A 12216-nucleotide genomic window follows, 5' to 3' on the forward strand; every position below is an offset into this window, starting at 1 on the left:
GCGCTGCATGAGTGACAGCACTGAAGTTCTCGAGGCGGTGCGCAAACTGCTTCCAGCGCTGCGGGATCGCGCGCAGCAGGCCGAGGACGGCCGCAAGATCCCGGCGGTATCGATCGCCGAACTCCAGGACGCGGGTTTCTTCGCGCTGCTGCAGCCCGAGCGCTACGGCGGTTTCGAAGCCGACCCGGTGGAGTTCTACAGCGCGGTCAAGCTCATCGCCAGCGCCTGCGGATCGACCGGCTGGGTCGCCTCCATCCTGGGCGTGCACCCCTGGCACCTGGCGCTGTTCCCGCAGCAGGCGCAGGACGACGTCTGGGGCGAGGACCCGCACACCAGGATCTCCTCCTCGTACGCGCCGATGGGCAAGGCCACCGTCGTCGACGGCGGCTACCGGCTGTCCGGCAAGTGGAGCTTCTCGTCCGGCTGCGACCACGCCAGCTGGGTGTTCGTCGGCGGACCCGCGCTCGACGGCGACGGCAAGATGGTCGACTTCTGCACCTACCTGCTGCCGCTGGGCGACTACACCATCAACGACGTGTGGGACACCGTCGGCCTGCGCGGCACCGGCAGCAACGACATCGTGGTGGACGACGTGTTCATCCCGTCCCACCGGGCGCTGAGCTTCATGGCGATGTCGAAGACGCAGTGCCCCGGCCACGAGGTCAACACCGCGCCGCTGTACCGGCTGCCGTGGGGCACCGTGCACCCGTCGACGATCACCGCGCCGATCATCGGCATGGCGCAGGGCGCCTACGACGCCCACGTCGAGCACCAGGCCAAGCGGGTCCGCGCCGCCTACGCCGGAGAGCAGGCCAAGGACGACCCGTTCGCCAAGGTCCGCATCGCCGAGGCGGCCAGCGAGATCGACGCCGCGTGGCTGCAGCTGTCCACCAACATCGCCGAGGAACTGGCGCTGCTGCAGGCGGGCGAGGAGGTGCCGATGTCGCTGCGGTTGAAGGCGCGGCGCGACCAGGTGCGCGGCACCGCGCGGGCGATCTCCGCGGTGGACCGGCTCTTCGAGAACTCCGGCGGCCGGGCGCTGCAGGCGGGCACGCCGATCCAGCGGTTCTGGCGGGACGCGCACGCCGGCCGGGTGCACGCGGCCAACGACGCCGAGCGCGCCTACACGATGTTCGGCAGCGGGGAATTCGGTCTACCGGTGAAGGATTCGATGGTCTGATGGTGGAGATCAAGAGCCAGGACGCGACCCTGCCCTCCGGGCTGACGCTGCACTACCACGAGGCCGGGGTCGGCAACGAGTCCACTGTGGTCATGTTGCACGGCGGTGGTCCCGGGGCGTCGGCGTGGAGCAACTTCAGCCGCAACATCGCCGCGTTCGGCGAGGAGTTCCACGTCATCGCCGTGGACCAGCCAGGTTTCGGCAAGTCGTCGAAACCGACCGAGCACGGCCAGTACTTCACCCACAGCGCCGGTGCGTTGAAGGAGCTCTTCGACGTGCTGGGCGTGGGCGAGGCGCACCTGCTGGGCAACTCGCTCGGCGGCGGGACGGCGGTGCGCTTCGCGCTGGACTTCCCGGACCGCGCGGGCCGATTGGTGCTGATGGGCCCGGGCGGGCTGAGCCTCAACGTGTTCGCGCCGGACCCGACCGAAGGCGTGCAGAAGCTGGGCCAGTTCGGCGCTCCGCCCGGCCCGACCAAGGAGAAGCTCGAAGCGTTCCTGCGCACGATGGTCTACGACCAGTCGCTGATCACCGAGGAGCTGCTCGAGGAGCGCTTCGCCGCGGCGAGCGCGCCCGAGTCGCTGGCCGCGATGAAGGCGATGGGCAAGTCCTTCGCCCAGCCCGAGACCTACGAGGAGGGCCTGCTGTGGCGGGAGGCCTACAAGCTGCGGCAGCGGGTGCTGCTGATCTGGGGCCGGGAGGACCGGGTCAACCCGCTGGACGGTGCTCTGGTGGCGCTCAAGCTCATCCCGCGCGCGCAGCTGCACGTGTTCGGCCGCTGCGGGCACTGGGCGCAGTTGGAGAAGTTCGAGGAGTTCAACGCTTTGACGCGGGATTTCCTGCTCAACTAGCCGGTGAAGGGAGGTAGTCCGATGGGGATTCGCTCGCTCGGGTATCTGCGCATCGAGGCCACCGACATCGAGGCGTGGCGGACCTACGGCCTGAAGGTCCTCGGCATGGTCGAGGGCAGCGGTGGTGATCCGGACGCGTTGTACCTGCGCATGGACGACTTCCCGGCGCGGCTGGTGGTCGTGCCCGGTTCGCAGGACCGGCTGCTGCACGCCGGCTGGGAGGCCGAGCACGCGGCGGGCCTGCAGGAGGTGCGGGACTCGTTGAGCGCCAACGGGATTCCGTTCAAGGAGGGCACCAAGGAGGAGCTGGCCGACCGCCGGGTGATGGAGCTGATCCGCTTCAGCGACCCGTCGGGCAACGAGCTGGAGGTCTTCCACGGCGCGGCGCTGCAGCACCGCCGCGTGGTCAGCCCCTACGGGCACACGTTCGTCACCGGCGAGCAGGGCCTGGGGCACGTGGTGCTGTCCACCCACGACGACGAGGCGGCGCTGCGGTTCTACCGCGACGTGCTCGGGTTCAAGCTGCGCGACTCGATGCGGATGCCGCCCGAGCTGGTCGGGCGCCCCTCCGACGGCGAACCGGCGTGGCTGCGGTTCTTCGGCTGCAACCCCCGGCACCACAGCCTGGCGTTCCTGCCGATGCCCACGCCCAGCGGCATCGTGCACCTGATGGTGGAGGTCGCCGACGTCGACGACGTCGGGCTCACCCTCGACCGCGCCTACCGGCGCCAGGTTCCGATGTCGGCGACGCTGGGACGGCACGTCAACGACCTGATGCTGTCGTTCTACATGAAGACCCCCGGCGGGTTCGACGTCGAGTTCGGCTGCGAGGGACGGCAGGTCGACGACGGTGACTGGATCGCGCGGGAGAGCACGGCGGTGAGCCTGTGGGGTCACGACTTCTCGGTCGGCAACCGGCCGCCCGGGCAGTGATGGGAGGGGCGATGGACGTGGTGGTCCCGGAGGTCGACGGCGCCGCGTTCCGGCGCACGCTCGGGCACTTCTGCACCGGCGTCACGGTCGTGACCGCCGCCTGCGACGGCGAGCCGGTGGGCTTCGCCTGCCAGTCGTTCTCGGCGCTGTCGCTGGACCCGCCACTGGTGCTGTTCTGCCCCGGTAAGACCTCCCGCACGTGGCCGCTCATCGAGCGCGCGGGCCACTTCTGCGTCAACGTGCTCGCGGCCGGGCAGCGAGACGTGTCAACGGTATTCGGCCGCAGGGGCGAGGACAAGTTCGCCAGCCTGGACTGGACCCCGGCCCCTTCCGGCGCCCCGGTCCTCGACGGCACCCTCACGTGGCTGGACTGCGCGGTCGAGTCCGTTCTCGACGGCGGCGACCACCACATCGTCCTCGGCCGAGTCCGCACCCTGGGCGAGACCGCGGACGAAGACCCGCTCCTCTTCTACAAGGGCGCCTACACGGGAATCACCCACCCCACGACACCCGCCCGCTGCTGGCCCGAGGACTTCCTCACCGGAACCCCGGAAGACTGGCTCTGACCGGCCACCCCTGCACACGGCCGGGTGAGGAATCCCAATTTCGCGCGAAATTCGAGTCCAGAACTTCGGACTCGAATTTCGCGCGAAATTGCGTTGGTCCCCCTGCGGTCGGGTGTGTTGTGCCTGGTGGCGGCATGAGGAGCGGGCAGTGGTGGACGTTCCGATTCTTGCGTGTTGGGCGTGGGGTGCGCGTCGGCGCGGGTGAAGGGCCCGCGTCGGCGCGCACCGCGGCGACGTCAGAGTCGCTCGATGATGGTGCCGGTGGAGAGGGCGCCGCCCGCGCACATGGTGACCAGGGCCGTCGTGCCGTCCCGGCGTTCGAGCTCGTGCAGGGCGGAGGTGAGCAGGCGGGCGCCGGTGCTCCCGACCGGGTGTCCGAGGGCGATGGCGCCGCCGTTGACGTTGACCCGGTCCATGTCGGGGCCGTGCACGTCGGCCCAGGACAGCACGACCGACGCGAAGGCCTCGTTGACCTCGAAGACGTCGATGTCGCCGATCTTCATGCCGCTGCGGGCCAGCACCCGCTCGGTGGCCTGCACCGGCCCGTCGAGGTGGTAGTAGGGCTCAGCGCCCACCAGGCACTGCGAGACGATCCGGGCGCGCGGCCGCAGTCCCAGCGCCGTGGCGCGGTCGGAGTCCATCAGCAGCAGCGCGGCGGCGCCGTCGGAGATCTGCGAGGAGCTGCCCGCGGTGTGCAGCCCGTCGTCGAGGACCGGTTTGAGCCCGCCCAGCGCCTCCAAGCTGGTCTCGCGCAGGCCCTGGTCGCGGGTCACCTCGTCGTCGCCGACGCGGACCGGCACGATCTCCCGGTCGAAGCGCCCCTCCTTCCACGCCAGCTGCGCGCGCTCCTGCGAGCGCACCCCGAAGCGGTCCAGGTCCTCGCGGGTGAAGCCGCGACGAGCGGCGATGCGGTCGGCGGCCAGGAACTGGTTGGGCAGGTCGATGTCCCACGAGCCGGGCTTGGGCCGCCCCACCTCGGTGCCGATGTTGCTGCCCAGCGGCACCCGCGTCATCGCCTCCACGCCGCAGGAGATGCCGACCTCGATGGCGCCGGTGGCGATGAGCCCGGCGACGAGGTGGGTGGCCTGCTGCGCCGATCCGCACTGGGCGTCGATGGAGGTGCAGCCGGTCTCCTGGGGGAGGCCGGAGTGCAGCCACGCGGTGCGGGTGACGTTGCCGGCCTGCTCGCCGGCCTGGGTGACGCAGCCGCCGATGACCTGTTCCACCGCGGCCGGCTCGACACCGGCTCGTTCCAGCAGGCCGCGCTGGGCGGCGCCGAGGACCTCCGCGGCGTGCAGCCCGGACAGCCAGCCCTTGCGCTTGCCGATCGGCGTGCGCACCGCCTCCACGATCACCGGAGTGCCCACCTGAATCTCCTCTCACCGCGATCGCCGTCCAGACGAATCTAGAACATGTTATCCCTCGATGTCATGCCCCGAGCCGCGGACAAACGATCTTTCCCTTTGCTTGCACGATTCATGTGTAGTTAAAGGGGTTTACCGAGCTCGCATCTTGTGGTTCGCTTCACATAGAACTCGTTTCAGTTCGTGCAGCGCAGGAGGTAGCCGTGGTAGCACCGAGCCTTCCGGAAGGCTTCGACTTCACCGACCCCGACCTCTACTCCGAGCGGGTGCCGCTGGAGGAATTCGCGGAGCTTCGGCGCACCGCGCCCATCTGGTGGAACAAGCAGCCTTTCCGCAAGTCGGGGTTCGACGACGAGGGGTACTGGGTCGTCACCCGGCACGAGGACGTCAAGGAGATCTCCCGCCGCACCGACGTGTTCTCCACCTACGAGAACACCGCGATCATCCGGTTCAACGAGGACATGACCCGGGACCAGATCGAGATGCAGCGGTTCGTCATGCTCAACATCGATCCGCCGGAGCACACCAAGGTCCGCCGCCTGGTGGCCCGCGGGTTCACGCCGCGCGCGGTCAACAGCCTCAAGGAGGTGCTGCACCAGCGGGCGGAGGCGATCGCGACCGGCGCGCTGGAGTCCGGCACCGGCGACTTCGTCACCGACATCGCCTGCGAACTGCCGCTGCAGGCCATCGCGGAACTGCTGGGCGTGCCGCAGGACCACCGCAAGGACATCTTCGACTGGTCCAACCAGATGGTCGCCTACGACGACCCCGAGTACGACATCGACCCGGAGACCGCGGCCGCGGAGATGCTCGGCTACTTCATGGGCGTGGCCGACCAGAAGCGCAAGTGCCCGATGGACGACATCGTCACCAAGCTCGTCGAGGCCGACGTCGACGGCAGCGCGCTCAGCGACGACGAGTTCGGCTTCTTCACCATCCTGCTGGCGGTGGCGGGCAACGAGACCACCCGCAACGCGATCAGCCACGGCATGCACGCCTTCATGCAGAACCCCGACCAGTGGGAGCTGTACAAGCGCGAGCGCCCGGAGACCACGGCCGATGAGATCGTCCGCTGGGCGACCCCGGTGGTGTCCTTCCAGCGCACCGCGATGGCCGACACCGAGCTGTCCGGCGTGCAGATCAAGAAGGGCGAGCGGGTCGGGATGTTCTACAGCTCGGCCAACTTCGACCGCGAGGTCTTCGACCAGCCCGAGCGCTTCGACATCACCCGCGACCCGAACCCGCACGTCGGCTTCGGCGGCACGGGCGCGCACTACTGCCTCGGCGCGAGCCTGGCGCGGCTGGAGATCGACCTGATCTTCAACGCCATCGCCGACCACATGCCCGACATCCGCCAGCTCGAAGAGCCGCGCCGGCTGCGCTCCGGCTGGCTCAACGGCATCAAGGAGTACCGGGTCCAGTACCGCTGACCCCGACGGGCCGGCCCCGGACCGAGCTCCGGGGCCTCGCCGCCCCACCTCGCCGCCGGTCGGTGGGGGAGGGATGGTCGGGTGGCGGGTGCCGGGGTGGTGGGATTCCGCGGGGATGTCGTGGGCCTCGGCACTTGGCGTGAGGAGGCTGGTGAAGCGTGTGCCGACGGTTGTTCTCGGAGATGCGCCGTCACGTGCGAGGTCAGCGCAGCGTGGCGACCGCCCGGTCGAACTCCCAGAAGGCCCGCAGCGCCTTGACGCGGCCTTCGTCGTCGACCCGGTAGGAGAAGACGCCTTCGGCGTCCATCGTCGAACCGTCGGGCAGGTGCGTGGTGATCGTGCCGATGTTGGCGACCTCGTTGCCGCAGGCGAAGGAGTCGTCGATGAAGAACTCGATGCGCTCGGCCTGCGCGATCGCGGTCTCCCAGAACGCCGAGATCGCCTCCCAGCCGTGATGCCCCTTCCCCTCGGGGTCGAACGCCGAGGGCCCCACCGGGTCCTCCACCACGGCGTCGGCCGCGAACAGCGACAGCCACTCCTCCTTCGCCCCCCGCGACACCGCGTCCATCGACGCCAGGGCGGCGTCGCGGGCGGGATGCGACTCGCGAGTGGCCTTCCAGTGCACTCCGCTCATCTCCGGCCTCCTCAGACCTGCTCGATGACGTCGGCGGCGAACTTGCGGATCGAGTCCAGCTTGGCCTGCAGCGGCGCGTCGAAGCCGTGGCCGTCGAAGATCCACGGCACCACGATCGCGTCGGTGACGCCGACCTCGGCCTGCTCGCGGTAGCCGTCGACGCCGAACCGGTCGATGCACACCGCCTGGATCTCGAACGGCACGTCGGCCCGGTCGTAGGAGGCGCGCAGTTCGCCGAGCTTGTCGATGGTCTCCCGCAGCTCGGACAGCTTCATCATCGCCGACGCCCAGCCATCGCCCACCCGCGCCGCGCGCTTGAGCGCCGGTTCGGTGTGCCCGCCCACGTAGAACGGCATCGGTTCGGCGGGAGCGGGGGAGATCTGCAGCTTGTCGAAGTCGAAGAACTTCCCGTGGTACTCGACCATCCCGCCGCCCAGGATCAGCCGGATGATCTCGATCATCTCGTCGACCCGCGCCCCGCGCTTGGCGTACGGCGCCCCGCACCACTCGAACTCCTCCGGCGCCCAGCCCAGGCCGAGCCCGAGTCCGAAGCGGTCGCCGGTCATCGACGCCACCGAGGCCAGCTGCCGGGCCAGCAGCACGGGATTGCGCGGACCGAGCTTGAGAACCGAGGTGTAGAACCGCAGCCGGGTGGTCACCGCGCCCATCGCGGCCGCGGCGATCAGCGGGTCCACCCACGGCGTCTCGGCGTTCCACATCCGCGAACCGTCGGGCGTGTAGGGGTATTCGGCGGAGACCTGCTCGGAGTAGAACAGCGAGTCCGGCAGCGCGACCGAGGTGTACCCGCACTCCTCGGCGGTGCGGGCGAGCTCGGTCAGCTGGTCCAGCGGCGTCATCGCCACCGACATCGTGAACTTCATCTAGGCTCCCGGTTTGTTCGATCCGACGACCCACATCGAGAAGTACTGCGAGCCACCGCCGTAGGCGTGACCGAGCGCCACCCGGGCGTCCTCGACCTGGTTCTCCCCGGAGTCACCGGTGACCTGCCGCGCCGCCTCGGCGAAGCGCAGCAGCCCGGAGGCGCCGATCGGGTTCGACGACAGCACACCGCCGGAGGGGTTGACCGGGAGCCGGCCACCGATGGCGGTCTCGCCCGCTTCGGTGAGCTTCCAGCCCTCGCCCTCGGCCGCGAAACCGAGGTTCTCCAGCCACATCGGCTCGAACCAGGAGAACGGCACGTAGATCTCCGCGGCATCCACTTCGGACAGCGGATCGGTGATCCCGGCCTGCTTCCACAGCGCGGCCGCCGCGTCGCGCCCCGCCTGCGGGTTGACCTGGTCGCGCCCGGCGAAGGTGGTCGGCTCGGTGCGCATCGCGGTGGCGTGGATCCAGGCCGCCTTGCGGCCGTTGGCGCTGGCCTCGTCGCCGATGACCACCGCGCACGCGCCGTCGGAGGACGGGCAGGTCTCGTCGTAGCGGATCGGGTCCCACAACATCTGCGAGGACATCACCGAATCTACCGTGATGTCGGATTGCTTCAAGTGCGCGTAGGGGTTCCGGGCGCCGTTGCGCCGGTCCTTGGCCGCCACCATCGCCCCGGTGTGGGTCGGCGCCCCGCAGCGGCGGATGTAGGAGCGCACGTGCGGCGCGAAGTAACCGCCCGCCCCGGCGCCGACCGGCATGTTGAACGGCGGGACGATCGACAGCGCCCACATCGCGTTGGACTCGGACTGCTTCTCGAAGGCCACCGCCAGCACCCGCTTGTGCACGCCGCCCTGCACCAGGCTCGCGGCGACGTTGCCGGTGGAACCGCCCACCGAACCGGCGGTGTGCACCCGCAGCAGCGGTTTCCCGGTCGCGCCGAGCGCGTCGGCCAGGTGCAGCTCGGGCATCATCACGCCCTCGAACAGGTCGGGGGCCTTGCCGATCACCACCGCGTCGATGTCCGGCCAGTCGACCCCGGCGTCGGCCATCGCGCGATCGATCGCCTCGCGGCACAGCCCGGCCATCGAGACGTCCAGCCGCTTGCTGGTGTGGTGGGTCTGACCGGTCCCCAGCACGGCCGCCAACTGCTTGCCCATCAGGCCCGTCCCTCCATCACGCACACCAGGTTCTGCTGCAGCGCGGGGCCGCTGGTCGCGTGCGCAAGCACCTTGCCCGCGCGTCCCTCGAAGATCTGCGTGGCCGCCTCGCCGATGCGCGAGAGCCCGGCCGCGAACATCGGGTTGCCGCACAGCGTCCCGCCCGAGGGGTTCACCGCCACCGATTCGCCCAGTCCAAGCGCCCGGCGCACCACGATCTCCTGGTGGGTGAACGGTGCGTGCAGCTCGGCGATCTCGACGCCACCGGTGCCGAGCGCCTCGCCCGCGGCCTCGGTGGATTCCGAACGCCGCAGGTCGCGGGCCCCGAGGCTGCCGGACTCGATGCGGTGCTGGATGCCGCCGATGTAGGCGGGCCGCTCGCGGATCTCGCGGGCCCGCTCGGCGGAGGCCAGCACGACCACCGAGGCCCCGTCGGTGATCGGCGCGCAGTCGTGCGCGCGCAGCGGATCGGCGAGGTAGGGCTCGGCCAGCAGCTCCTGCGCGTCGAACGCGCCGGAGATCTGCGCGCTGGGATTTCCCTTGGCGGAGGCGCGGTTGCGGACCGCGACCTCGGCCATGTCGGCCTCGGTGTAGTCCCCGGCGTCCAGGCCCATCCGGGCCTGCAGACCGGCGATGCTCACCGAGTCCGGCCACAGCGGTGCCACCGAGTACGGGTCGAGCTGCATCGCCAGCGTGCGGCGCAGGTCGCCGGCCGAGGACTTGCCGAAGCCGTAGACCAGCGCGGTGTCGACCTCACCGGTCTGGATCTTCACCCAGGCCTCGAACAGCGCCCAGGCGGCGTCCATCTCCACGTGCGACTCGTTGATCGGCGGGAACGCGCCGATCGCGTCGACCGCGGCGATGAACGAGAAGGCGCGCCCGGCCAGGTAGTCCGACGATCCCGAGCACCAGAAGCCGATGTCGGTCTTGGACAACCCGGTCTGGGCGAAGACCTCCTGGAAGATCGGGACGAGCATCTCGACACCGTTCGTGGTGCCGTTGGTGGCGCGCACGTTCGGTGCCTGTGCGAAGCCGACGACGGCGACGTCAGTCATTCCAGCTCCTTCACAGGTGGTGGGCGTAGGTTTCGAACGGCGCGTCCGGTTCCCCGGTCGGTTCGAAGTGGTCGATGTTCTCCAGCGTGTGGCGCCACTCCTCGCGCGGTTTCCACGACGCCTTGACCCGCATGCCCATCCGCACCTGATCGGCTTCGCAGCCCAGCACCAGGTGCAGGAACGCGATGTCGGCGCCGTCGAGCAGGATGTAGGCGCCGACGTACGGGGGCTTGATGCGCTGGCCCAGGAACGGCACGTTGACGATGCAGAAGGTGGTCACGATCCCGGTGTCGGGCAGTTCCACCTCCTCCACCGTGGGCACGCCGTCGGTGGGGCAGGCGCCGCGCGGCGGGATGTAGACCTTCGAGCAGGCGGGGCAGCGCTGGCCCAGCAGCCGTCCCTCGATGAGCCCTTCGAGGTAGCGGCTCTCCTCGGGCGAGGCCGAGTGGGTGTACTCCAGGTGCACCGGGGTGGTCAGCATCGTCACCGGATCCCCGGTGGTCGCAGCAGCCGTCGGCGCAGCGCCGGAGGGGGCGCCGGCGGGTTCGAAGCAGGCGATGTCGCGAATCCCGTTGCCGCGCTCGGCGGCCCAGCGGACCTGCACGCGCATCCCGGTGGAGATGGCCTCCGGGCCGGGCACGTCCACGGCGTTCAGCATCGGGGTGTCGGCGCCGTCGAGACGCACCAGCGCCCAGGCGAACGGCCGGTCGAGCGGCTGGCCGGCCAGCGGATTCGGCATCCAGGTCCAGCTCACCACCGTGCCCTGGGTCCCGACCTCGACGAAGTCGTCCAGCGGTGCGGCGGTGTCCGGGTCGTATTCGACGGGTGGCACGTGCACCCGGCCGTCGCTGCCGCGCACGCCGACGATGCCGCCGTCGCGCAGCGCGGTGGCGAATCGGCTGTGCGCGGTCCCGAGCGAGCGGGTGTAGTCGAAGCCGATGTTGAGCGGGGCGCTGAGCGGTTCGGAGATCCCAGTCACAAGCAGAAGTGAAACATGTTCTCGCCATCCCGGCAATATCCGGTGCAGTATGGGCGGAGTCCGCGTGCGGTCGGGAAAGGGAGGTCCACAAGTGAAAGCAGGACTGCAGCTGGGGTACTGGGGCGCAGCCCCTCCGCAGAACGCTCAAGAACTCGTTCTCGAGGCCGACCGGGTCGGATTCGACGCCGTCTTCGCCGCCGAGTCGTGGGGCTCGGACGCCTTCACGCCGCTGGCGTGGTGGGGCTCGGACACGCGGAACGTGCGGCTGGGAACGTCCGTCGCGCAGATGTCGGCGCGCTCGCCGGCCTCCTGCGCGATGCACGCGCTGACCCTCGACCACCTCTCCGGCGGCCGGGCCGTCCTGGGGCTGGGCGTGTCCGGACCGCAGGTGGTGGAGGGCTGGTACGGCCAGCCGTTCGCCAAGCCGCTGGCCCGGACCAGGGAGTACGTCTCGATCGTGCGGCAGGTGCTGGCGCGCGAGGCGCCGATCCGCAACGACGGCGTGCACCACCGGCTGCCCTACGACGGACCCGGCTCGCTGGGCCTCGGCAAGCCGCTGAAGCCGATCACCCACCCGCTGCGCGCGGACCTGCCGATCTGGCTGGGCGCGGAGGGGCCGAAGAACGTCGCGCAGACCGCCGAGATCGCCGACGGCTGGATCGCGGTCTACTACTCGCCGCGGGTCGGCGGGATGTACGAGGAGTGGCTGGCCGAGGGATTCGCCCGCGAGGGCGCGCGCCGCACCCGCGAGGAGTTCGAGGTGGCCGCGACCTGCCAGGTCGTGGTCACCGACGACCCCGAGGCCGAGCGGGCGAAGCTCAAGCCCTCGGTGGCGCTCTACATCGGCGGCATGGGCGCGCCGGGGATGAACTTCCACGCCGAGCTTTTCCGCCGGATGGGCTACGACGAGGCGGTGTCGGACATCGAGCGGCTCTTCGCCGCGGGCCGTCGCGAGGAGGCCGTGGCGGCGGTGCCGGACGAGGCCGTCGACGACGTGGCCATCATCGGCGATCGCGAGCACGTGCGGGAGCGGATCGCGTTGTGGGAGAAGGCGGGTGTGGACGTGCTGCTGGTGGGCTGCCGCGACGTCGAGCACGTCCGGGCGGTCGCCGACGTCATCGGACCGGATCACAGCGCCGATCGCTGACCGGATTGCGCCGGTAATCAGGGTTCGGATTACGG

At 70.1% G+C, this 12216-nt stretch carries 12 protein-coding genes; 6 read left to right on the forward strand and 6 right to left on the reverse strand.

Features of this window, described 5'->3' with window-relative positions:
- Positions 1–7: 7 nt before the first annotated feature.
- Genes hsaA through hsaB form a run of 4 tightly spaced genes read left to right on the forward strand, consistent with a single transcriptional unit; the run spans position 8 to position 3530 of the window.
- Entirely contained in the window at positions 8–1180 is a 1173-nt protein-coding gene (gene hsaA / locus R4I43_RS24610; RefSeq protein WP_324268067.1) for a 3-hydroxy-9,10-secoandrosta-1,3,5(10)-triene-9,17-dione monooxygenase oxygenase subunit, read from the forward strand.
- Positions 1180–2031, forward strand: coding sequence for a 4,5:9,10-diseco-3-hydroxy-5,9,17-trioxoandrosta-1(10),2-diene-4-oate hydrolase (gene hsaD, locus R4I43_RS24615; RefSeq protein WP_324268068.1), 852 nt, complete (start codon positions 1180–1182; stop codon positions 2029–2031). Before hsaA ends, hsaD begins: the two co-directional genes overlap by 1 nt.
- 21 nt (positions 2032–2052) lie before the next feature.
- Positions 2053–2964, forward strand: a complete 912-nt coding sequence (gene hsaC, locus R4I43_RS24620; RefSeq protein ID WP_324268069.1) for an iron-dependent extradiol dioxygenase HsaC — start codon at positions 2053–2055, stop codon at positions 2962–2964.
- Between the two features lie 11 nt (positions 2965–2975).
- Positions 2976–3530: a 3-hydroxy-9,10-secoandrosta-1,3,5(10)-triene-9,17-dione monooxygenase reductase subunit gene (hsaB, locus tag R4I43_RS24625; protein WP_324268070.1), complete on the forward strand. Its 555-nt coding sequence runs from the start codon at positions 2976–2978 to the stop codon at positions 3528–3530.
- A 236-nt stretch (positions 3531–3766) separates the two neighbouring features.
- On the opposite strand, the gene R4I43_RS24630 is transcribed toward hsaB, so the two are convergent.
- Positions 3767–4897, reverse strand: coding sequence for a steroid 3-ketoacyl-CoA thiolase (locus R4I43_RS24630; protein WP_324268071.1), 1131 nt, complete (start codon positions 4895–4897; stop codon positions 3767–3769).
- A gap of 200 nt (positions 4898–5097) precedes the next feature.
- On the opposite strand from R4I43_RS24630, the gene R4I43_RS24635 reads away from it, so the two are divergent.
- A complete protein-coding gene (locus tag R4I43_RS24635; RefSeq protein WP_324268072.1) occupies positions 5098–6324 on the forward strand; it encodes a cytochrome P450 in 1227 nt (408 codons plus the stop codon).
- A gap of 202 nt (positions 6325–6526) precedes the next feature.
- On the opposite strand, the gene R4I43_RS24640 is transcribed toward R4I43_RS24635, so the two are convergent.
- The 5 genes from R4I43_RS24640 to R4I43_RS24660 are packed head-to-tail and all read right to left on the reverse strand — an operon-like array spanning position 6527 to position 11040.
- Positions 6527–6958 (reverse strand): nuclear transport factor 2 family protein, encoded by a 432-nt coding sequence (locus R4I43_RS24640; RefSeq protein ID WP_324268073.1) that lies wholly within the window; start codon positions 6956–6958, stop codon positions 6527–6529.
- An 11-nt stretch (positions 6959–6969) separates the two neighbouring features.
- Positions 6970–7839: a TIGR03619 family F420-dependent LLM class oxidoreductase gene (locus R4I43_RS24645; RefSeq protein WP_324268074.1), complete on the reverse strand. Its 870-nt coding sequence runs from the start codon at positions 7837–7839 to the stop codon at positions 6970–6972.
- The gene (locus tag R4I43_RS24650) at positions 7840–9000 is read right to left on the reverse strand and encodes a thiolase domain-containing protein (RefSeq protein WP_324268075.1); all 1161 of its coding nucleotides are present in this window, start codon (positions 8998–9000) and stop codon (positions 7840–7842) included.
- Positions 9000–10055, reverse strand: coding sequence for a thiolase domain-containing protein (locus R4I43_RS24655; RefSeq protein WP_324268076.1), 1056 nt, complete (start codon positions 10053–10055; stop codon positions 9000–9002). The genes R4I43_RS24650 and R4I43_RS24655 overlap by 1 nt, the downstream gene beginning before the upstream one ends.
- Before the next feature lie 10 nt (positions 10056–10065).
- Positions 10066–11040: a Zn-ribbon domain-containing OB-fold protein gene (locus tag R4I43_RS24660; RefSeq protein WP_407691308.1), complete on the reverse strand. Its 975-nt coding sequence runs from the start codon at positions 11038–11040 to the stop codon at positions 10066–10068.
- A gap of 85 nt (positions 11041–11125) precedes the next feature.
- Between R4I43_RS24660 and R4I43_RS24665 the strand changes: the two genes are divergently transcribed.
- Entirely contained in the window at positions 11126–12181 is a 1056-nt protein-coding gene (locus tag R4I43_RS24665) for an LLM class F420-dependent oxidoreductase (RefSeq protein WP_324268077.1), read from the forward strand.
- The last annotated feature ends 35 nt before the right edge of the window (positions 12182–12216 follow it).

Origin of the sequence: Saccharopolyspora mangrovi (assembly GCF_035320975.1) — a bacterium.
Taxonomy (GTDB): domain Bacteria; phylum Actinomycetota; class Actinomycetes; order Mycobacteriales; family Pseudonocardiaceae; genus Saccharopolyspora; species Saccharopolyspora mangrovi.

What these genes read in the sequence shown, in the direction of transcription:
- hsaA (WP_324268067.1), top strand. Translation starts at nt 8, where the DNA reads ATGAGTGACAGCACTGAAGTTCTCGAGGCGGTGCGCAAACTGCTTCCA.
- R4I43_RS24655 (WP_324268076.1), bottom strand. Translation starts at nt 10,055, where the DNA reads ATGACTGACGTCGCCGTCGTCGGCTTCGCACAGGCACCGAACGTGCGC.
- R4I43_RS24650 (WP_324268075.1), bottom strand. Translation starts at nt 9,000, where the DNA reads ATGGGCAAGCAGTTGGCGGCCGTGCTGGGGACCGGTCAGACCCACCAC.
- hsaC (WP_324268069.1), top strand. Translation starts at nt 2,053, where the DNA reads ATGGGGATTCGCTCGCTCGGGTATCTGCGCATCGAGGCCACCGACATC.
- hsaB (WP_324268070.1), top strand. Translation starts at nt 2,976, where the DNA reads ATGGACGTGGTGGTCCCGGAGGTCGACGGCGCCGCGTTCCGGCGCACG.
- R4I43_RS24645 (WP_324268074.1), bottom strand. Translation starts at nt 7,839, where the DNA reads ATGAAGTTCACGATGTCGGTGGCGATGACGCCGCTGGACCAGCTGACC.
- hsaD (WP_324268068.1), top strand. Translation starts at nt 1,180, where the DNA reads ATGGTGGAGATCAAGAGCCAGGACGCGACCCTGCCCTCCGGGCTGACG.
- R4I43_RS24640 (WP_324268073.1), bottom strand. Translation starts at nt 6,958, where the DNA reads ATGAGCGGAGTGCACTGGAAGGCCACTCGCGAGTCGCATCCCGCCCGC.